Source organism: Streptomyces sp. Y309, assembly GCF_056712025.1.
Map to the genome: position 1 here is coordinate 4,835,506 of NZ_CM160048.1, position 20,098 is coordinate 4,855,603.

At 72.3% G+C, this 20,098-nt stretch carries 16 protein-coding genes and 3 tRNA genes; 11 read left to right on the forward strand and 8 right to left on the reverse strand.

Features of this window, described 5'->3' with window-relative positions:
* Positions 1-78: 78 nt before the first annotated feature.
* The 5 genes from AC0KTA_RS19555 to AC0KTA_RS19575 all read left to right on the forward strand — a co-directional run bounded on the left by AC0KTA_RS19555 (position 79) and on the right by AC0KTA_RS19575 (position 9,415).
* Positions 79-2,571 (forward strand): DNA polymerase III subunit gamma and tau, encoded by a 2,493-nt coding sequence (locus AC0KTA_RS19555; RefSeq protein ID WP_481049509.1) that lies wholly within the window; start codon positions 79-81, stop codon positions 2,569-2,571.
* A gap of 274 nt (positions 2,572-2,845) precedes the next feature.
* Positions 2,846-4,102 (forward strand): phosphoribosylamine--glycine ligase, encoded by a 1,257-nt coding sequence (purD, locus tag AC0KTA_RS19560; protein ID WP_481049510.1) that lies wholly within the window; start codon positions 2,846-2,848, stop codon positions 4,100-4,102.
* Positions 4,103-4,670: 568 nt separating this feature from the next.
* Positions 4,671-6,677, forward strand: coding sequence for a hypothetical protein (locus AC0KTA_RS19565; protein WP_481056491.1), 2,007 nt, complete (start codon positions 4,671-4,673; stop codon positions 6,675-6,677).
* Between the two features lie 186 nt (positions 6,678-6,863).
* On the forward strand, positions 6,864-8,396 hold the full coding sequence (locus AC0KTA_RS19570) for a N,N-dimethylformamidase beta subunit family domain-containing protein (protein ID WP_481049511.1): 1,533 nt from the start codon (positions 6,864-6,866) through the stop codon (positions 8,394-8,396).
* A gap of 119 nt (positions 8,397-8,515) precedes the next feature.
* Positions 8,516-9,415, forward strand: a complete 900-nt coding sequence (locus AC0KTA_RS19575; RefSeq protein ID WP_481049512.1) for a phosphoribosylaminoimidazolesuccinocarboxamide synthase — start codon at positions 8,516-8,518, stop codon at positions 9,413-9,415.
* A gap of 87 nt (positions 9,416-9,502) precedes the next feature.
* On the opposite strand, the gene AC0KTA_RS19580 is transcribed toward AC0KTA_RS19575, so the two are convergent.
* From AC0KTA_RS19580 to AC0KTA_RS19615, 8 genes are all read right to left on the reverse strand, one after another.
* A tRNA-Gly gene (locus AC0KTA_RS19580) sits at positions 9,503-9,578 on the reverse strand.
* A gap of 23 nt (positions 9,579-9,601) precedes the next feature.
* A complete protein-coding gene (locus tag AC0KTA_RS19585; protein ID WP_481049513.1) occupies positions 9,602-10,210 on the reverse strand; it encodes a response regulator in 609 nt (202 codons plus the stop codon).
* Positions 10,207-11,484, reverse strand: coding sequence for a sensor histidine kinase (locus tag AC0KTA_RS19590; protein WP_481049514.1), 1,278 nt, complete (start codon positions 11,482-11,484; stop codon positions 10,207-10,209). The genes AC0KTA_RS19585 and AC0KTA_RS19590 overlap by 4 nt, the downstream gene beginning before the upstream one ends.
* A gap of 56 nt (positions 11,485-11,540) precedes the next feature.
* Positions 11,541-12,356, reverse strand: coding sequence for an ABC transporter permease (locus AC0KTA_RS19595; protein WP_481049515.1), 816 nt, complete (start codon positions 12,354-12,356; stop codon positions 11,541-11,543).
* Positions 12,353-13,345 (reverse strand): ABC transporter ATP-binding protein, encoded by a 993-nt coding sequence (locus tag AC0KTA_RS19600; RefSeq protein ID WP_481049516.1) that lies wholly within the window; start codon positions 13,343-13,345, stop codon positions 12,353-12,355. Before AC0KTA_RS19600 ends, AC0KTA_RS19595 begins: the two co-directional genes overlap by 4 nt.
* Before the next feature lie 131 nt (positions 13,346-13,476).
* Positions 13,477-13,552: transfer RNA gene (locus AC0KTA_RS19605), tRNA-Gly, on the reverse strand.
* Between the two features lie 79 nt (positions 13,553-13,631).
* Positions 13,632-13,703: transfer RNA gene (locus tag AC0KTA_RS19610), tRNA-Gly, on the reverse strand.
* Between the two features lie 214 nt (positions 13,704-13,917).
* Positions 13,918-14,235, reverse strand: coding sequence for a histone-like nucleoid-structuring protein Lsr2 (locus AC0KTA_RS19615; protein WP_481049517.1), 318 nt, complete (start codon positions 14,233-14,235; stop codon positions 13,918-13,920).
* Between the two features lie 457 nt (positions 14,236-14,692).
* Here AC0KTA_RS19615 and purS point away from each other — a divergent pair, with 457 nt between their 5' ends.
* From purS to AC0KTA_RS19645, 6 genes are all read left to right on the forward strand, one after another.
* On the forward strand, positions 14,693-14,965 hold the full coding sequence (gene purS, locus AC0KTA_RS19620; RefSeq protein ID WP_481049518.1) for a phosphoribosylformylglycinamidine synthase subunit PurS: 273 nt from the start codon (positions 14,693-14,695) through the stop codon (positions 14,963-14,965).
* Positions 14,962-15,645 carry a phosphoribosylformylglycinamidine synthase subunit PurQ gene (gene purQ / locus AC0KTA_RS19625; protein ID WP_481049519.1) on the forward strand — a complete coding sequence of 228 codons (684 nt, stop codon included), beginning with the start codon at positions 14,962-14,964 and terminating at the stop codon, positions 15,643-15,645. The genes purS and purQ overlap by 4 nt, the downstream gene beginning before the upstream one ends.
* Complete coding sequence (gene purL / locus AC0KTA_RS19630) at positions 15,642-17,891, forward strand: phosphoribosylformylglycinamidine synthase subunit PurL (RefSeq protein ID WP_481049520.1); 2,250 nt, start codon at positions 15,642-15,644, stop codon at positions 17,889-17,891. Before purQ ends, purL begins: the two co-directional genes overlap by 4 nt.
* Before the next feature lie 106 nt (positions 17,892-17,997).
* The gene (locus AC0KTA_RS19635; RefSeq protein WP_481049521.1) at positions 17,998-18,498 is read left to right on the forward strand and encodes an ArsR/SmtB family transcription factor; all 501 of its coding nucleotides are present in this window, start codon (positions 17,998-18,000) and stop codon (positions 18,496-18,498) included.
* Positions 18,499-18,521: 23 nt separating this feature from the next.
* Positions 18,522-19,373, forward strand: a complete 852-nt coding sequence (locus AC0KTA_RS19640) for a M23 family metallopeptidase (RefSeq protein ID WP_481049522.1) — start codon at positions 18,522-18,524, stop codon at positions 19,371-19,373.
* A gap of 28 nt (positions 19,374-19,401) precedes the next feature.
* A complete protein-coding gene (locus AC0KTA_RS19645; RefSeq protein WP_481049523.1) occupies positions 19,402-20,091 on the forward strand; it encodes a TetR/AcrR family transcriptional regulator in 690 nt (229 codons plus the stop codon).
* Positions 20,092-20,098 lie beyond the last annotated feature (7 nt).

Here is a 20,098-nt window from a genome sequence, read left to right on the forward strand (position 1 = left end):
GCGGGCTTGCGGCTTCGGCGGTCCGGGTTGTCACTCGGGCGGTCCGGGTTGTCAGTGGGCGCCTATAACCTCGTATACGTGTCGTCTCTCGCGCTGTACCGCCGTTATCGCCCGGAGTCGTTCGCCGAGGTCATCGGGCAGGAGCATGTAACCGACCCGCTGCAGCAGGCGCTGCGGAACAACCGGGTCAATCATGCGTACCTGTTCAGTGGCCCGCGCGGCTGCGGCAAGACGACGAGCGCGCGCATCCTCGCCCGCTGTCTGAACTGTGAGCAAGGTCCCACTCCCACGCCCTGCGGCGAGTGCCAGTCCTGCCGCGACCTCGCGCGGAACGGGCCGGGTTCGATTGACGTCATCGAGATCGACGCCGCCTCGCACGGCGGCGTGGACGACGCGCGTGACCTGCGCGAAAAGGCCTTCTTCGGCCCCGCGTCCAGCCGGTACAAGATCTACATCATCGACGAGGCCCACATGGTCACCTCCGCGGGGTTCAACGCCCTGCTAAAGGTCGTCGAAGAGCCGCCGGAGCACCTCAAGTTCATCTTCGCGACGACGGAGCCCGAGAAGGTCATCGGGACCATCCGGTCGCGCACGCACCACTATCCGTTCCGGCTCGTGCCCCCCGGCACGCTGCGCGACTATCTCGGCGAGGTGTGCGGGCACGAGGGCATCCCCATCGAGGACGGCGTGCTGCCGCTCGTCGTGCGCGCGGGCGCCGGGTCCGTGCGTGACTCCATGTCCGTCATGGACCAGCTCCTCGCGGGCGCCCGCGAGGACGGTGTGACGTATGCCATGGCCACGGGCCTGCTCGGGTACACGGACGGCTCGCTCCTCGACTCCGTCGTCGAGGCCTTCGCCTCCGGTGACGGCGGCGCCGCCTTCGAAGTCGTGGACCGCGTCATCGAGGGCGGCAACGACCCGCGCCGCTTCGCCGCCGACCTGCTCGAGCGGCTGCGGGACCTGGTGATCCTCGCGGCCGTGCCCGACGCCGCCGAGAAGGGGCTCATCGACGCCCCCTCGGACGTCGTGGAGCGGATGCAGGCGCAGGCCTCGGTGTTCGGCGGCGCCGAGCTCAGCCGCGCCGCCGACATCGTCAACGAAGGCCTCACCGAGATGCGCGGGGCCACCTCGCCCCGGCTGCAGCTCGAGCTGATCTGCGCGCGCGTGCTGCTCCCCGCGGCGTTCGACGACGAGCGCTCGGTGATGGCCCGCCTCGACCGCCTCGAGCGCGGGGGCAACTTCATGGCCGGAGGGCCCGCCGCGGCTCCTTCCATGGGGTACGTCCCCGGGCCCGAGGCCCACGCCGGAGTGCGGCAGCCCGGGGTCGACGTGCCGCCGATGGGGCCGGGGGTGCCGCCCGGTCCGCCCGGTCCGGGTGTTCCGTCGATGTCGCAGGGTGCGCCGGGGCCGGAGATTCCGCCGGGGGGCGGGGCCGCGGCTGCTCGGGCCGCGGTGCGGGGGGCCGGGGCGGGTGGTTCCGGTGCGAGTGCTGGTTCCGGCGCCGTCGGCCAGCCCGACTCCGGCGCCGCTCCCACGGCTCCGACGACCCAGCCGTCCCAGGCAGCGTCCCAGCCGTCCCCGCAGGCGCCCACCACGGCTGCACCGGCGGCCCCCACCGGCAGCCCTGCCCAGCCGTCCGTCACCCCGGCGCAGGGCCCGGACCAGGCCTCGGCCCAGACCCCGCCCCCGGCGGCGCCCCCCGCCGCCAACCGCCCCGGAAGCTGGCCCACGGCCTCGGCCCCGGGCAGCGGCACCCCGGCGCCGGGCAGTGGCGCCCCCGCCCCGACCGGCGGCGCCACCCCCTCAGGCACCCCGGCCCCCGCGGCCAACCGCCCCGGCGGCTGGCCCACCGCGGCCCCCGCGGGCGGCAGCCCGGCCCAGCCCCCCGCCGCACCCCCGGCTCCGGCCCCGGCCCCGCCCGCGCCCCCGGCGGCCCAGACACCCACGGCGCCCCCCGCGGCGTACATGGGCGGCGGCCCGGACCCCCGCTCCCTCTGGCCGAACATCCTCGAAGCAGTCAAGAACCGCCGCCGCTTCACCTGGATCCTGCTCAGCCAGAACGCCCAGGTGGCCGGGTTCGACGGCACCACGCTCCAGCTCGGCTTCGTGAACGCCGGCGCCCGGGACAACTTCGCCAGCAGCGGCAGCGAGGACGTGCTGCGGCAGGCGCTGACCGAGCAGTTCGGGGTGCAGTGGAAGGTCGAGGCGATCGTCGACCCGTCCGGCGGCTCGGCACCGCCGCCCGCCGCGAGCGGTTTCGGCGGCGGCGCTCCGGCGGCCCCGCGCCCCGCGCCTCAGCAGCCCGCGCCGCCGCAGGCCCCCGCCCCGTCCCCGGCGCCGCAGCAGCAGGGGCCCGCCCGGCCCACCACCGCGTCCGCCGCACCGGCGCGAGGCTCGTCCCAGCCCTCCGCCCCGGACCCCGAGCCCAGCGCCCCCCGGCGGCACGTCGCCCTCGAGGACGACATCCCGGAGGACGACGACCCGGACCTGGTCGACTCGGCCCTCTCCGGCCACGAGCTGATCGTCCGCGAACTGGGCGCGACGGTGGTGGAGGAGTACCCGAACGAATAGGGGAGAACGAACAGAGGAGTACGTGAACGACCAGGCGCGGCCAAGGAGCGGCTCCGGCCCGATCAGGCGCGGCCAAGGCTCGGCCCGGCCCGCCCGAACAGGCCCGGCCAGACCGCCCCAACTGCCGCCCACCGCACGGCTATCGGCACCCCACGGACGTACCCAACGGACGTGCCCACCCCACCGCAGTCTGTAGGAACGTACATACAGACCCGCCCCGCCCCCTCGGATGCCCGGACAAAGGCGCCCCGCCGGACCCGGCTAGGCTGACCCCGTGAAGGTCCTTGTCATCGGCGGCGGTGCCCGCGAACACGCCCTGTGCCGCTCCCTGTCCCTCGACCCCGCGGTCACCGCCCTGCACTGCGCCCCCGGCAACGCCGGCATCGCGGACGTGGCCGAGCTGCACCAGGTCGACGCCCTCGACGGCAGGGCGGTGGCGGCCCTCGCCGCCGAGCTCGGTGCCGGACTCGTCGTCGTCGGGCCGGAGGCACCGCTCGTCGCCGGGGTCGCCGACGCCGTGCGCGAAGCGGGCATTCCGTGCTTCGGGCCGTCGAAGGAGGCGGCCCTCCTCGAGGGCTCCAAGGCCTTCGCCAAGGACGTGATGGCGGGTGCCGGCGTGCCCACCGCCCGCTCCTACGTCTGCACCACGCCCGAGGAGGTCGACGCGGCCCTCGACGCCTTCGGCGCTCCGTACGTCGTGAAGGACGACGGCCTCGCCGCGGGCAAGGGTGTCGTCGTCACCGCCGACGTCGAGCAGGCCCGCGAGCACGCCCTGGCCTGCGGCCGCGTCGTCATCGAGGAGTTCCTCGACGGCCCCGAGGTCTCCCTCTTCGCCGTCACCGACGGCGTGACCGTCGTCCCGCTGCGCCCCGCCCAGGACTTCAAGCGCGCCCTCGACGGCGACGAAGGCCCCAACACCGGTGGCATGGGCGCCTATTCGCCGCTGCCGTGGGCCGACCCGAAGCTCGTCGACGAGGTCATGGAGACGGTCCTCCAGCCCACCGTCGACGAACTGCGCCGCCGCGGCACCCCGTTCTCCGGACTGCTCTACGCCGGGCTCGCGATCACCAGCCGCGGCGTCCGCGTCATCGAGTTCAACGCCCGCTTCGGCGACCCCGAGACCCAGGTCGTCCTCGCCCGCCTGAAGACCCCCCTCGCGGGCCTCCTGCTCGCCGCGGCGAGCGGCAACCTCGCGGACCTCCCGCCGCTGCGCTGGAGCGACGACGCCGCGGTCACCGTCGTCATCGCCTCGCACAACTACCCCGGTACGCCGCGCACCGGCGACCCCATCGAAGGCCTCGCCGACGTCGCGGCCCAGGACGCCCCCGACGCGTACGTCCTGCACGCCGGGACCAGGCACGACGGCGACGCGGTCGTCAGCGCGGGCGGCCGCGTCCTCTCCGTGACGGCGACCGGCGCCGACCTCGCCCAGGCGCGCGAGCGCGCGTACGCCGCCGTCTCCCGCATCCGCCTCGACGGCTCCCAGCACCGCACGGACATCGCGGAGAAGGCAGCGCGGTCCGAGGTATAGCCGGTCCGAGGCGTAGCCGGTCCGAGACGTAGCCGGTCCGAGGCGCAGCCCGAGACGCGGCAGCGCTGTGGCGCGCGTCCTGCACGTGCAGGCGCGCGTCATGCGTTTTCGGGATCGGGCGTACGACGGCGTCCGCAACCCCCTCCTCCCGGGCGCCCCCGCCGTGTGCCGTACGTGACCACGGACGGCCGTAGACCCACGCGGCGATACGGAGCGTGAGCACTGAGCCCGCCGTATGACGGCCGCCGACTTGCCGGACCGGCGGGCCCGGTCGGCCCGGTGGACGTCGGCCCCGAGCCCCGCGCCGCCGCCCTCCGTGGAGCGGGTCAGCTTTGCCCAAAGCCATTCCATCGAGTGACCGCTCCCCCATCCGGCTGACGGTGCCCGGCACCCCAACTAGGGTTCGGCGCAGGCATTGAAGGCACTCAGAGCCAAACAGCCCACCGGCATTGCGATGTCGGTGGCGGGTGCCACAGTGGGGGAGTGTGCAACGCCATCGACGTGCGCCGTCGGCTCCGGCCGCCGGCCGAGCTCTAGGCAGCAGGGGGTGACTTCGGTCGTGTCAGGGATGGGTGTGGAGGCGGGTGCGCAGGCCGCGCGCTCGCGGGCTCTCGCCGTGCTGCGCATCCGCAGCCGGGCGCTGGCCGTCGCCCTGCTGCCCGCGGCCGTCGCCGTCGTGCTGCTCGCCGCCGCGGCCATGGGGCACATAGGCGGCGGCGGTTGGGACGCCGTGCGCTGGACGGTGACGGCGCTCGCGGTGCTCGTCCTGCTCGGCGCCGGGGCGGTCGCCCTCGTCGTCGCGCGCGCCAGACCCGCCATGAGCCCCACGGTCCCGATCCCGGAGGCCTCCGCCCCCGATCTGTACCGCCTGGTGCGGGACCTCGCCGACCGCCTCGAAGTCCCCGCCCCCTCGGCGATAGCGCTCACCCCGGACTGCGACAGCTGGCTGGAGGACCGCACCCACCGGGCGCACGGCACCCCGGCCGACGGCGGCGCGCCCCGCACAGGCATGGACGCCCCGGCCGGGGGCGGCCCGGACAGCAGCACCATGGCGGCGGACATGGGGCCGGGAGACGGAGCCACGGCGATACGCGGCGTCCGCGCAGGCCAGCGCCGCGCCCCCGCCGCTCCGGTCCTCGTCATCGGCTCGCCCTTCCTGTGGTGGATGCGGGTCGGCGAGCTGCGCGCGGTGCTCGCGCCGGTCGTCGCGGGCACGGGCCCGTCGGCGCACCCGGACATAGCGGCCGCCCGTCGTTTCGTACGCGGCCTGGACGCCGCCGTCGCCGTCGCGTCGGCACCCGGGCGCGGGCCGCTCACGGGCACCGTCCTCGGCGGCGTCGGCTGGGTGGCGCGGCTGCTGCTGCGCAGTTGCCGGATGCACGCCGCGGAGATGGAGCGAGGCGTCGCGGCGGCCGCGGCAGAGCGCGCGCAGACCGTGGACTATGGGGTGCGGATCGTCGCCCAGGAGCAGGTCGGCCTGGCGTACGCCGGGTGGGACCGGCTGCTGACCCGGGTCGCGCTGCCCGCCTGGCGCATGGGGCGCTGGCCCTCGCGGCTCGACGCCGGCGTGGTCTCCGCCCTCACCGAGCTCTCCCGCAGGGACCGCCTCGCCGAAGGCTTCGCGTCCCGGCTCGGCGAGCGGCCCGCGTGCGACCTCCTGGAGGAGCCCGGCGTGGTGGACGAGGCGGCCTCGCTGCTCGCCGCCCGGCTGTTCCACGGCGGCCCCGCCGAGCCGGGTCCCGGCTGGGCGCCGGTGGCCTGGCAGGAGTATCCCGACGAGGTCGTCGACCGGAAGTGGCGCACGGACGCGGCCCGCCTCCACCGCGTCCTGGACTCCCTCGGCGTCAGCCACTCCGCCGACCCCACGGCCCCCGACCCCAAGGGCCCGACCCTCGGCCGGGTCCTCGATCACCTCACGGACCCGGAGGCGACGGCACGCCGGGCGGCGGCGCAGGCGCGGGCGGACGCGGCGGAACGGGCCGAGGCCCGCACGGCCGCGGGCCCGACCGCGAGCACCGACGCCGCAGCCATCTCCGCCCCCGCAGCCACATCCACATCCGCTGCCACCCCCACACCCGCAGCCGCATCCGCTGCCCCGGACACCCCCTCCACCGCCGAAGCCACCACCGAATACATCGGCTTCGCCGACGACGAGGGCGACGAAGGGGACGCGTCCGAAGGCCGAGGCGGCACGCTGGCCGCCGGACTCAGCGCCGAGCTGGCCCGCGAGGAGGCCGCCGCGCCGCCCCGCCCCGCCCCGGCCGGGCAGGGGCCGGACGAGGCGCTCTGGGACGACGGCGTGCTGCCGCTGTTCCCGCTGCAACCGCCCCGCTCGGGCCGGGAGTTGCTGGCCGACCATGTCACGGCGATGGTGTGCTGCGCGGCCGTGGACACGGCGGGAGCGGCGCCCGGCCTCGACTGGCTGGACGGCCCCTCCCTCCTGATACGCGGCGAGCGTGCGGCCGACCTCACCCCCCGCGTCCTCACCCTCGTAGAGGACGGCGACCCCGAACCCCTCCGCCACTGGCTCACCACCCAGGGCATCCGCCCCGAAAAGCCAGTCCGCCTGGTCTGACGCCTCCAGGACGATCCCAGACCCACGGCACCCATCACGTAGACGACAAGCAACCCAACGGACAGCGCCCCCAAAGGATTTCACGACGAACGGTGACGGCCCGCGTGCGTAATGTGATGTGCTGGGGCCGGTAGCCGTGACAGGCACGCCAGCCCAGGCTCGGGGGAGCGAGGGAGGGGACAACGCATGGGACCGGAGCCGATCCGCCGCTGGGAGTCGGGCGCCCTCGCCCACGCCGTGACCGACCCGTTCGGCCAGGGCCCACTGCCCTGGCTCCGCGGCGCCGAGCACTACTTCGACGACACGGGCCAGGTCGTCCCCTGGTACGTCGACCACGCCCCGGGCGCCACCGCCCCCAAGTCGGTGCCCGCCCCCCGCCCCGCAGGCGGCCCCCGCACCGCCGACGACGTACACCGCCAGATCAAGGGCTTCACCGGCACCGGAGCCGCCGCCCCCGGTGAGGCGATCGACTTCCACATCACCGTGGACCCGCCCCAGCAGTTCAGCGTGGACATCTACCGCATTGGGCACTACAGCGGCGACGGCGCCCGCAAAATCACCACCAGCCCGCGCCTCGCGGGCATCGTGCAGCCGCCCCCGCTCACCGCCGACCGCACGGTCTCCTGCCACCACTGGTGGCTGTCCTGGCGCCTGCAGATCCCGTCGTACTGGAACATCGGGGCGTACGTCGCCGTCCTCACCACCACCGACGGTTTCCGCTCGCACGTCCCCTTCACCGTCCGCGACAGCGTCCAGCCGGGCACGGGCGAGCTGGGCGCGGGCGAGCTGGGCGCCCCCTCCGCCGACCTGCTCGTCCTGCTGCCCGACATCACCTGGCAGGCGTACAACCTCTACCCCGAGGACGGCCGCACGGGCGCCAGCCTCTACCACGCCTGGGACGAGCACGGCCGCCTCCTCGGCGAGAGCGAGGCCGCGACCACGGTCTCCTTCGACCGGCCGTACGCGGGCGCGGGCCTGCCCCTGCACGTGGGCCACGCCTACGACTTCATCCGCTGGGCCGAGCGCTACGGCTACGACCTCGCGTACGCCGACTCCCGCGACCTGCACGCGGGCCGCATCGACCCCACGCGGTACCGCGGCCTGGTCTTCCCCGGCCACGACGAGTACTGGTCGGTCGAAATGCGCCGCACCACCGAACTGGCCCGCGAGCACGGCACGTCCCTGGTCTTCCTCTCCGCCAACACCATGTACTGGCAGGTGGACTTGGGCCCCTCGCCCTCCGGCGTCCCGGACCGCCTGCTCACCTGCCGAAAACGCCGCGGCCCGGGAAAGGCCGCGCTCTGGCGCGAAGTCGACGTGCCGGAGCAGCAGTTGATGGGCATCCAGTACGCGGGCCGGGTCCCGGAGCCGCACCCGCTCATCGTGCGCAACGCCGACCACTGGCTGTGGGAGGCGACCGGCGCGCACGAGGGCGACGAGATCGACGGCCTGGTCGCGGGCGAGGCCGACCGCTATTTCCCGCGCACGGCGCTCCCCGAGCACCAGGACCGCATCCTGCTCGCCCACTCTCCGTACGCGGACAGCGAGGGCTCCGTGCGGCACCAGGAGACCTCGCTCTACCGCGCCCCGTCCGGCGCCCTCGTCTTCGCCTCCGGCACCTTCGCCTGGACCCCGGCCCTGGACCGCCCCGGCCATGTCGACCCGCGCGTCCAGCGCGCCACGGCCAACCTCCTCGACCGCATCTGCAAACGCGACTGAGCGCGCGCCACAGGCCGGACCGAGCACCTCCGCCGGCCGACCTGCCCGACCCATGGCCAAAACCATCCCCCCGCATACGGGAGAATCGGATCACTTGGACAGAACCACGGGGAGGAACCGTGTCCGGATTCGTCGAAAAGCCCGAACCGATCCAGGTTCCGGGCCTGGTGCATCTGCACACTGGGAAGGTGCGCGAGCTGTACCGGAACGAGGCGGGCGAGCTCGTCATGGTCGCCAGTGACCGCCTGTCCGCCTACGACTGGGTGCTGCCGACCGAGATCCCCGACAAGGGCCGGGTCCTGACCCAGCTCTCGCTGTGGTGGTTCGACCAGCTCGCGGACCTCGTCCCGAACCATGTGATCTCCACGGACCTGCCGCAGGGCGCCCCCGCAGACTGGGCGGGCCGCACCCTCATCTGCAAGTCCCTGCAGATGATCCCGGTGGAGTGCGTCGCCCGCGGCTATCTGACGGGCTCGGGGCTCGCCGAGTACAAGGAGTCCCGCACCGTCTGCGGCCTCGCCCTGCCCGAGGGTCTGGCCGACGGCTCGGAGCTGCCCGCGCCGATCTTCACGCCGGCCGCGAAGGCCGCCGTCGGCGAGCACGACGAGAACGTGAGCTATGAGGAGGTCGCCCGCCAGGTCGGCGCGGAGACGGCGGCCCAGCTGCGGCAGACGACCCTCGCCGTGTACGGCCGGGCGCGGGACGTCGCGCGGGAGCGCGGGCTGATCCTCGCGGACACGAAGTTCGAGTTCGGCTTCGCCGCGGACGAGCTCGTGCTCGCGGACGAGGTGCTGACCCCGGACTCGTCCCGCTTCTGGCCCGCGGACCAGTGGGAGCCGGGCCACCCCCAGCCCTCCTTCGACAAGCAGTACGTGCGCGACTGGCTCACCTCGTCCGCGTCCGGCTGGGACCGCGCGAGCGAGCAGCCGCCCCCGCCGCTGCCCGCCGATGTGGTGGACGCCACCCGCGCCAAGTACATCGAGGCCTACGAGCGCCTGACCGGGACTCCCTGGACCTAGCCGGGCCCGAAGCGCACGAGTCGAAGCACGCGAGACCCGAAGCACACGACGAAGCCCCCCAGTTCAAGGAACTGGGGGGCTTCTGTATGGAGCGGACGACCAGGTTCGAACTGGCGACCTCAACCTTGGCAAGGTTGCGCTCTACCAACTGAGCTACGTCCGCAGTGCGCCGAAGCGCGGTAGCCACTATACCCAACCTCGCTCGCGTGCGAGACGCACTGCCGCATGCCGGTTCTCCGCACCGATCTTCGTCACCGCCGAGGAGAGGTAGTTGCGGACGGTCCCCTGCGACAGCGCGGCCCGCTCCGCGATCTCCGCGACGGGCGCCCCGTCGGCGGCGAGTTCGAGCACCTCGGCCTCCCGCTCGGTCAGCGGGGAGTCCCCCGATGAGATCGCGTCGGCGGCCAACTCCGGGTCCACGAAGCGGTTTCCGGCGTGCACCGTGCGAATGATCTCCGCGAGCCGCTGCGCGCTCATCGTCTTCGGGACGAACCCCCGCACACCGACCGCGAGGGCCCGCTTGAGGTGTCCCGGTCTGCCATGACTCGTCACGATCATGACCTGGCAGTCCGGGAGTTCCGTACGCAGGGATGTGGCCACACTCACACCGTCGAGCCCCGGCATCTGCAGGTCGAGCACGGCCACGTCGGGCCGGTGGGCCCGCGCCATGGCCAGCGCCTCGGGCCCGGACGCGGCCTCGGCGACGACGGTCAGGTCGTCCTCCAGGGCCAGGAGCGCCGCCAGCGCACCTCGGATCAGATGCTCGTCGTCGGCGAGCAGCACACGCACGGTCACAGCGCCCTCGCCTCGGGGAGCACCGGCCGCGGCTCGGCGGCTCCGGCGCCCGGTTCGCGGTCGGGCAGCGGCACCCGCGCGGTGAGCCGGAAGCGGCCCCCGGCGCTGTCGTGCTCCAGGCTCCCGCTCACCTCGGCCAGCCGTTCCCTGAGGCCGGCGAGCCCGGATCCGCCCGGGGCCGCGACGGCCTCCGGCACTCCGTCGTTCTCGATGATCAATGTCGTACGTCCTTCCCCGGCCGAAAGCTCGATGGCGCAGCTTCGCGCGTCGCCATGCCGCAGTACGTTCGTCGTGCCCTCCCGCACCACCCAGCCCAGTGCCGACTGCACGGCGTCCGGCAGCCCGGCCGGCGAACCGGTGACCCGGCAGGCGATGCCGGCCGCCTCCAGGACGCCCTGGGCGCCGGTGAGTTCCACCCCGAGGTCGACGTCGCGATAGCCGCGTACGACTTCCCTGATCTCCCGCTGGGACTCCTGCGCGATCCGCTGCACCTCGATCATCTGCTCCACGGCCTCGGGCCGTCCGCGCCGGGCGAGCTGCACGGCGAGCTCGCTCTTGAGCGCGATGACGGCGAGGTTGCGCCCCATGACGTCGTGCAGGTCGCGGCCGAACCGCAGCCGCTCCTCGGCCACCGCGAGCCGGCCCTCGACCTCCCGGGCCCGGTCCGCCTCCCACATCACGGACAGCGACCAGGCCCCGCACCGCGCGGTCAGCAGGGCGGTCAGGCCGCCGAAGGCGACGAGTCCGACAAGGCCGAGCAACCGGCTGTCGCGCATGCCGACGGCGGCGAAGCCCGCCACCAGCACGGCGGCGCCCAGGGCGAGGCGGCGGAAGAAGCTCTTCATCGGTACGGCGAAGGCCAGGGCCTGCGCGTACGGAGTGATCAGGAACAGCGCGGCGAAGCTGATCAATCCGTCCGGGACGATGCCGTCGACGCGTTCGAGCGCCAGCGCGAGGGCGAAGGCGACGAGGGTGAGGGCGAGCGCGACGGCCAGGTCGCGGCGCGGCAGTTCCGCGCGGCCCAGGTAGTGGTCGAGGGACCGCCGCAGCGAGCGGTTCATGTGGGCGCACTGCAGCGCGCCCACCGCGATCAGGGTCCAGCCCAGGAGCTGCGCCGTGACTTCGTGCCGCAGGCTCAGGCCCACCGGCAGCACGGCCCAGCCGACGAGCAGGAACCACGGCATGACGCGCCACATGACCATGCTCTGGAACTCGACCTGCTCGATCTTCTTCAGACCACGCCAGTCGCGCCGCAATCGCCGTATCCGGCCCACCGTTCCCTATCCCTTCGCCCGCTCAGCAGCCCCTGGCAGGTCCTGCCCCCTGGGACCTAGCGACGCGGCTCCCAGCGGAACCACCTTCGTACAGCAAACACGCCGACCACGATCCAGGCCACCGCGACCGCGAGGGCGCCGAGCGCCTCGGACGCGGCCATGTCTCCGGTCCAGCCGCCGCGGAGCAGCTCGATCGTCGGGGTGAGCGGCAGCAGTTCGCAGACGGCGGCGACGTTGTCCGGCAGGACTTCGAGGGGCACGAACGTGCCGGAGCCGAGGAACGAGACGAACACCAGCGGCAGGGCCGCGACCTGGGCGCTCTCCACGCTCCGGCTGAAGCTGGCGGTGACCGCCGCGAGCACGGGCCACAGCACGAGGGCCAGGAGCAGGCCGAGGACGGCGTAGAGCGGCGCGTCGGGCACCCCGACGTCGAGAAGCGCCCCGCAGGCGACCGCCAGCACCAGGCACTGCGCGAGCCCGATGGCCACGGAGGGGATCGCGGCGCCCGCGAGGATCTCCAGGTCCCGCACCTCGCCGGTGCGCAGCCGCTTCAATACGAGTTCCTCGCGTCGTGCAGCGTAGACGCTCACCAGCGCCGAGTACACCGCGAAGAGGAGGGAGAAGCCGATCGAGGACGGCAGGACGACCGAGCCGACCGACAGGCCGGTGCCGTCCAGGTCCATTTCTTTGGTGGCCTGGCGCAAGCTGAACGGCATGATCAGCGGCACGAACAGCGCCGTGAACAGCACGCCCTTGCTGCGGCCGAGCAGCGTCAGCTCGGCTCGCGCCAGCGCCCGCAGCCGCCCCGCCGGGGTGGTCCGGGTGACGGACAGGTCGGCCACGCCCCGCGGCGCCGTGGTCGTCGAGCTCATGCCACCGTCTCCTTGTACGTCGTGTGGGAGCCGTCCGGAACGCCCGAGGTGCCGTCGGCCTTCTCGGCCGTCCGCGTCGCGTCCTGCGCGATCCGCAGGAACGCCTCCTCCAGTGAGGCGGCCCGCACGTCGAGCCTCCCCAGTTCGACTCCGGCCTGCTGGGCCCAGGTGAGCAGCGCGGTCGCGACCCGCTGGAGCTGGTCCGTGCGGAGCCGCACGGTGCGGCCCTCCACCTCGTGGCCGGTCACGCCGAGTTCGGCGAGCGGCGGCAGGTCGCCGGGGAAGTACCCCTCGGGCAGTTCGAAGGAGATGCGTGCGGGCTGGGCGGCGACGACGTCGGCGACGGTGCCGGTGGCGGCGATGCGCCCTTCGTGCAGGATCGCGAGCCGGTCGGCGAGCTGCTCGGCCTCTTCCAGGTAGTGGGTGGTGAGCAGCACCGTGGTGCCCCGCTCGCGCAGCGCGCGCACCAACTTCCAGGTCTCGCGGCGGCCTTCGGCGTCGAGCCCGGTCGTCGGCTCGTCCAGGAACAGCACTTCGGGGTCGCCGATGAGCGCCATCGCGAGGTCGAGGCGCCGCTTCTCGCCGCCGGAGAGCTGTTTCACGCGGACGCCGCCGCGTGCGGCGAGCCCGACGGCGTCGAGTGCCTCGCGGACGGGGCGCGCCCCGCTGGTGCATCCGGCCCACATGCGCGCGGTCTCGGCGACGGTCAGCTCGGAGGGGAAGCCGCCTTCCTGGAGCATCACCCCGATCCGGGGCCGCACCACGTCCCGCTCCCGGTACGGGTCGTGCCCGAGCACCCGCACCGCGCCGCCGGCCGGCTCCGCGAGGCCTTCGAGGAGCTCGACGGTGGACGTCTTGCCCGCGCCGTTGGTGCCGAGAAGAGCGAACAGTTCACCGCGGCCCACGGTGAACGAGATCCCTCGGACCGCCTCGAAACCGCCCGCGTAGCTGCGTCGCAGGCCGGTCACGTCGATCACTTGGTCAGTCATGACTCCAGGCTCGGCCGCCGTCGGGGCCGCGGGCAGTGCGCGTTGTCATCGACCCGCATGACAAATGTCAGATCCCCCGGGGAGGGGGACACGACGAAGGCCCGGCGCCTGGGGCGCCGGGCCTTCATATGTGGAGCGAACGACGAGGTTCGAACTCGCGACCTCAACCTTGGCAAGGTTGCGCTCTACCAACTGAGCTACGTTCGCATTGCCCCCGACCAGCTCTCACTGATCGGTGCGAGCACCAGCTTACCTCACCCGAATGGATGATCGGTGAGCGGTGCGGAGCGGGTGACAGGAATTGCACACTGCGCCTTCCCCCTGGAAGGGGGATGTTCTACTACTGAACTACACCCGCACGACTCCTCGGGGTTCGGCCTTTCGGCCTCGCCCCTCGGCGTGCTCCAGACTCTAGCTGACCAGCAGGGGTGCTGCGCAAGTCGGCTGCACAGCACCCCCGTACAGAGTTCGTCGGCGACTCCGTCCGAGATCGTCGGCGGCCCCCGTACCGAGTTCGTCGGCGCCCCCGCACCGGGATCGTCGGCAGCCCGGTACGGAGATCGCCGGCCGGCTCAGTTGGCGGCGGCGAACGCCTCGTACACCTTCTTCGGGATCCGCCCGCGCGGTGGCACGTCGAGCTGGTGGGAGCGGGCCCAGGCGCGCACGGCGGCCGGGTCCGGCGTCACCGCGGTGTGCCGGAAGACCTTGCCGGACTTCGTCTGCTTGCGGGCCGCCTGCAGGTAGGGGGCGAGCACCTTGCGGAGTTTCTCGGCATTGGTTTGGTTGAGATCGATCTCGTACGACTTCCCGTCAAGACCGAAGGCGACCGTTTCCGCCGCTTCTGAGCCGTCGATGTCGTCATAGAGAGTGACCACGACACGCTGCGCCACGAATATCGGTCCTTTCGTGCGACGCCACCGCATTGACGTGCAATGACGTGCGGTGATGCCGACTGTCCGGCAGTTATGGGACAAAGTATCGGCTATTGCCAATTCCTTTGTACAGTGCCTGGCATTGAATGGTGAAGCCGACGAAAACTGACCGCGTGTTCCGGCGCCGTGTCCGGGAGAATACGGGCAGGTCGGCCACTGCCCAAGCAGGGTGGGGGCGGCGGGGTGGCGGGCGCAATGGCGAACTGTGATCTTTTCCAGGATTTTTCGCGGACGTGTCCTGTTCGACGCCCCGACGACCGCCGTGAAGTGACTGCGGTCACGTATGTTGCTACGAATCTACGCGGGTAGAAATTTTGTACGGGTAGTCTGAAGGAACCTGCTCGGCGACCTGCTCAGCGCAGCCGGGCGATACCCCGCAAGCAGCACACGCAAGCACCACACACCGGGAGTGCCAGTGGCACGCGTCGTAGTCGACGTCATGCTCAAGCCGGAGATCCTCGACCCCCAGGGACAGGCGGTGCAGCGTGCACTGCCGCGCCTCGGTTTCCAGGGCATCTCCGACGTACGTCAGGGAAAGCGCTTCGAACTCGAGGTCGACGGGCCGGTCGACGAGGCCGCGCTCGCCCGTATCCACGAGTTGGCGGAAACCTTCCTCGCCAACACCGTGATCGAGGACTTCGTCGTAAAGGTCGAAGAGCCCGCGGAGCCCGCGGTGGGGGCGAAGTGACTGCTCGAATCGGAGTCGTCACTTTTCCGGGAACGCTCGACGACCGCGACACTCAGCGCGCCGTCCGTGTCGCCGGTGCCGAGGCCGTGCCGCTGTGGCACCGCGACAAGGACCTGAAGCAGGTCGACGCCGTGGTGCTGCCGGGCGGTTTCAGTTACGGCGACTATCTGCGGGCCGGCGCCATCTCGCGTTTCTCGCCCGTCATGGAGTCGGTCATCGACCAGGCCAGGGCCGGAATGCCGGTGCTCGGCATCTGCAACGGCTTCCAGGTCCTGACCGAGACGCACCTGCTGCCCGGCGCGATGCTGCGGAACAACCATCTGCACTTCATCTGCCGTGACCAGAAGCTGCGGGTGGAGACCAACTCGACTGCCTGGACGGCCGATTACGAGCCCGGCCAGGAGATCTCGATCCCGCTGAAGAACATCGACGGGCGGTACGTCGCGGACGAGCGCACCCTCGACATGCTGGAGGCCGAGGGCCGCGTCGCCTTCCGCTACCTGGACATGAACCCGAACGGCTCGCTGCGCGACATCGCGGGCATCACGAACGCGGCCGGGAACGTGGTCGGCCTGATGCCGCACCCCGAGCACGCCGTGGAGCCGCTGATCGGGACGGGCCGCACGGACGGCCTGGGCTTCTTCACCTCGATCCTGAAGAACCTGGTGGGTGCACGATGACCCTGGACACCGTCAAGCACGCCGAGCAGACCCCCGAAGCCGGCCAGCCCTGGGCCGAACTCGGCCTGAAGCCGGACGAGTACGAGCGCATCCGCGAGATCCTCGGCCGCCGCCCGACCGGTGCCGAACTCGCCATGTACTCGGTCATGTGGTCCGAGCACTGCTCGTACAAGAGCAGCAAGGTGCACCTGAAGCAGTTCGGCGAGAAGATCCCCGAGAACGACGCCATGCTCGTCGGCATCGGCGAGAACGCGGGCGTCGTCGACGTCGGGCAGGGCTACGCGGTCACCTTCAAGGTCGAGTCGCACAACCACCCCTCGTACATCGAGCCGTACCAGGGCGCCGCGACCGGTGTCGGCGGCATCGTGCGCGACATCCTCGCGATGGGCGCGCGCCCGGTCGCCGTCGTGGACCCGCTGCGGTTCGGCGCCGCCGACCACCCCGACACCAAGCGGGTGCTGCCCGGCGTGGTCGCGGGCATCGGCGGCTACGGCAACTGCCTGGGCCTGCCCAACATCGGCGGCGAGGTCGTCTTCGACTCCTGCTACCAGGGCAACCCGCTGGTCAACGCGGGCTGCATCGGCGTGATGAAGCACGAGGACATCCACCTCGCGAAGGCGTCCGGCACCGGCAACAAGGTCATCCTGTACGGCGCCCGCACGGGCGGCGACGGCATCGGCGGCGTGTCCGTACTCGCCTCCGAGACCTTCGACTCGACCGGCCCCGCCAAGCGCCCGGCCGTCCAGGTCGGCGACCCCTTCCAGGAGAAGCTCCTCATCGAGTGCACTCTGGAGATCTTCGCGGAGAAGCTGGTCGCGGGCATCCAGGACCTCGGCGGCGCGGGCCTTTCCTGCGCCACCAGCGAGCTGGCGTCGGCCGGTTCGGGCGGCATGCGCGTGGACCTGGACACGGTCCCGCTGCGGGACTCCTCGCTCTCGCCCGAGGAAATCCTCATGAGCGAGTCGCAGGAACGCATGTGCGCGGTCGTCGAGCCGGACAAGGTCGACCGGTTCATGGAGATCTGCGAGAAGTGGGACGTCATCGCGACCGTCATCGGTGAGGTGACCGAGGGCGAGCGCCTGGAGATCTTCTGGCACGGCGAGCAGATCGTCGACGTACCGCCGCGCACGGTGGCGCACGAGGGCCCGGTCTACCACCGGCCGTACGAGCGCCCGTCCTGGCAGGACGCGCTCCAGGCGGACGACGCCAACAAGCTGGCGCGCCCGGCGAATTCGGCCGAGCTGAAGGACCAGATCCTCAAGCTGGTCGCGTCCCCGAACCAGGCCTCCAAGGCGTGGATCACCGACCAGTACGACCGTTTCGTGCAGGGCAACACGATCCTCGCGCAGCCCGAGGACGCGGGCATGGTCCGCGTCGACGAGGAGTCGAACCTGGGCGTCGCGATGGCGACGGACGGCAACGGCCGGTACGCGAAGCTCGACCCGTACGCGGGCGCGCAGCTCGCGCTCGCGGAGTCGTACCGCAACGTCGCGGCCTCCGGCGCCAAGCCGCTCGCCATCTCCAACTGCCTGAACTTCGGCTCGCCCGAGGACCCGGACGTGATGTGGCAGTTCGCGGAGGCCACGCGCGGTCTCGCGGACGGCTGCCTGGCGCTCGGCACCCCGGTGACCGGCGGCAATGTCTCGCTGTACAACCAGACCGGCGAGACGGCGATCCACCCGACGCCCGTGGTGGCCGTGCTCGGCGTCATCGACGACGTCACGCGCCGCACGCCGATCGCGTTCAAGGAAGAGGGCCAGCTCCTCTACCTGCTCGGCGAGACCCACGAGGAGTTCGGCGGCTCGGCCTGGTCGCAGGTCGTGCACGACCACCTCGGCGGGCTGCCGCCGAAGGTCGACCTGGAGCGGGAGCGGCTGCTCGCCGAGATCCTGATCTCCGCCTCGCGCGACGGCATGATCGACGCCGCGCACGACCTGTCCGACGGCGGCCTGATCCAGGCGGTCGTGGAGTCCTGCCTGCGCGGCGGGGTCGGTGCGCGCCTGGTGGTGCCGGACGGGCTTGACGCCTTCACGTTCCTGCTCAGCGAGTCCGCGGGCCGTGCCGTGGTGTCCGTGCCGCGCAGCGAGGAGCTGCGGTTCACGGACATGTGCGGGGCGCGGGGGCTGCCCGCCACGCGGATCGGTGTCGTGGACGGTGACGCCGTCGAGGTGCAGGGCGAGTTCTCCCTGTCCCTGGAGGAACTGCGGGTGGCGCACACGGAGACGGTTCCGGGGTTGTTCGCCTGACGCGACCGTCACCAGACTCGCGGAAGCCCCCGTTCGGACGTGGTCCGGGCGGGGGCTTTTCCGTTCCCGACTTGATTGAGATTACGTAATTACGTAACTTAGAAGCGTGGATCTTGAAGAGCGCGTCGCCGAGCTGGAGCGACGCATGGCTGCCCTTGAGGGCGAAGACCGGCCGGCGCCCGCCGTCGGGCGCGGTGACTTCTGGGCGCTCGAAGGCCTGAAGGCCCAGCTCGCCGAGCTGGGCGCCGAGGACGGCGGCGTGCTGTACACCGGCGCCGTGCGACTGCCGACCGGGCAGCGCTACGAGTGGCAGACCGGGCAGGTCACCGACCGACTCCTCGAAGAGGACTGGGCGGCGGCCGCCGACGCGTTCGCCGCGCTCGGGCACCCGGTGCGCCTGCGCCTGCTCCGCGAGATCCTCGGCGGCCGCCGCACCGCCACCGAGCTGGCCGCGCTCGACGACATCGGCACGACCGGCCAGATCTACCACCACCTGCGGCAGCTCACCGCCGCGGGCTGGCTGCAGACCACCGGGCGCGGGCGGCACGAGGTGCCCGCGGGTCGGGTGGTGCCGCTGCTCGTGGCGCTGTCCATCGCATGCCCGTGACGCACACATCAGGGGGAACGACCATGTCCATACGCCTTCGCAAGCTCCTCTTCGTCATCAGCCGCGTCCTGTGGGTGGTCTTCTTCACCCAGGTGACCGTGGGCCTCTTCGTCGACCTGCCCTACAACTACTGGCTCACCTGGCTGCCCGCGCTCGGCGCGATCGCCCTCGAAGTCCTGCGGGGCCGTACCGCCAAGAACCACATCCAGGCGGAGTCCCGGGCGGCGGTCGAGGTCGGGCCGCCGGTCACCGGCCGCTGGTCCGCGCTGAACAGCCCGGCCGACAAGGTGCCGAGCCACGGCACGCACAACCTCGGCCAGACCTACGCCATCGACATCACGGCCGAGCCGGAGCAGGGGCCGGCCCGCCCGGCCCCCGTCTGGTTCTGGCCCGTCGCCCGGGGCGGCCGGGCATACCCCGCCTTCGGGGCGCCGCTGCACGCGGTGGCCGATGCCACCGTCGTGCACGCCGAGGACGGCCAGCGCGACCACCTCAGCCGCAGCTCGCTCGTCGGGGTGCTGTACTTCTGGCTGATCGAGGGCGTCGGCAGGACGATCGGCGGAAGCCGCCGCATCGTCGGCAACCACATCGTCCTCGACCTCGGCGAGGGAGTGTTCGCCATGTACGCGCACGTCCAGCGGGGCTCGCTCGCGGTACGGGCGGGGGACAAGGTCGTCGCCGGGCAGCGGCTCGGCGGCTGCGGGAACTCCGGCAACTCCACCGAACCGCATGTGCACTTCCAGCTCATGGACGGGCCCGACCTGGAGACGGCGCGGGGAATTCCCTTCCGGTGGCGGGGAGTCGGGGTGCCCGCCAACAAGGAGGTATTCACGGTGGACGCCAATTCGTATACTGAGTCCATTTTTCATCCGTAATCAAAATTCATCCTGGTATAGTCCCGACATGGCAGCACAAGGAGCCGCGTCGGCGGACGAGCCCGAAGTCCGCGAGCCGGGAGGCCGCACACTGGGGCTGCGGGAGCGCAAGAAGCAGCAGACCGCCACGCGGATCTGGGGTGCCGCGATGGAGCTGTTCGTCGAGCGCGGCTTCGACCAGGTGTCCGTCGCGGAGATCGCGGCCGCCGCCGACGTCTCGAAGATGACCGTCTTCAACTACTTCGGTACGAAGGAGGACGTGCTCCTCGCCCCCATGGAGGCGCACGTCGCGGACGCCGCCGACGCCGTGCGCGACCGCGCCCCGGGCGAGTCCGCCGCCGACGCGCTGCGCCGGCAGCTGCTCGACCTGATCGAGGCGCGGGACGCGTCCGTCGGCCTGAGCGACACCCCCCGCACGCTCCAGGTCATGCGCCTGATCACCGAGACGCCGGTGCTGCTGCACCGCGCGCACTCCTTCCACCTGCGCCGCCAGCAGCTCCTCGCCGACGTCCTCGCGGCGGAGACCGGGGACCCCGTCCTCGCGGAGGTCGCCGCGGCCCAGTTGATCGGCGTACGCAACGCGGTCTTCGCCGAGGTGCACCGCCGCCGCATGACCGACGCCCCCCTGGACCAGGTCGCCGCCGACGCCGCCCGGCTCGCCCGGGACGCCTTCGACCTGGTGGAAAAAGGACTCAGCGGATACGCCGTCAAGGCTTAGGCTCGCC

What these genes read in the sequence shown, in the direction of transcription:
- AC0KTA_RS19645 (WP_481049523.1), top strand. Translation starts at nt 19,402, where the DNA reads ATGGCAGCACAAGGAGCCGCGTCGGCGGACGAGCCCGAAGTCCGCGAG.
- AC0KTA_RS19595 (WP_481049515.1), bottom strand. Translation starts at nt 12,356, where the DNA reads ATGAGCTCGACGACCACGGCGCCGCGGGGCGTGGCCGACCTGTCCGTC.
- AC0KTA_RS19565 (WP_481056491.1), top strand. Translation starts at nt 4,671, where the DNA reads ATGGGTGTGGAGGCGGGTGCGCAGGCCGCGCGCTCGCGGGCTCTCGCC.
- AC0KTA_RS19570 (WP_481049511.1), top strand. Translation starts at nt 6,864, where the DNA reads ATGGGACCGGAGCCGATCCGCCGCTGGGAGTCGGGCGCCCTCGCCCAC.
- AC0KTA_RS19640 (WP_481049522.1), top strand. Translation starts at nt 18,522, where the DNA reads ATGTCCATACGCCTTCGCAAGCTCCTCTTCGTCATCAGCCGCGTCCTG.
- AC0KTA_RS19600 (WP_481049516.1), bottom strand. Translation starts at nt 13,345, where the DNA reads ATGACTGACCAAGTGATCGACGTGACCGGCCTGCGACGCAGCTACGCG.
- purL (WP_481049520.1), top strand. Translation starts at nt 15,642, where the DNA reads ATGACCCTGGACACCGTCAAGCACGCCGAGCAGACCCCCGAAGCCGGC.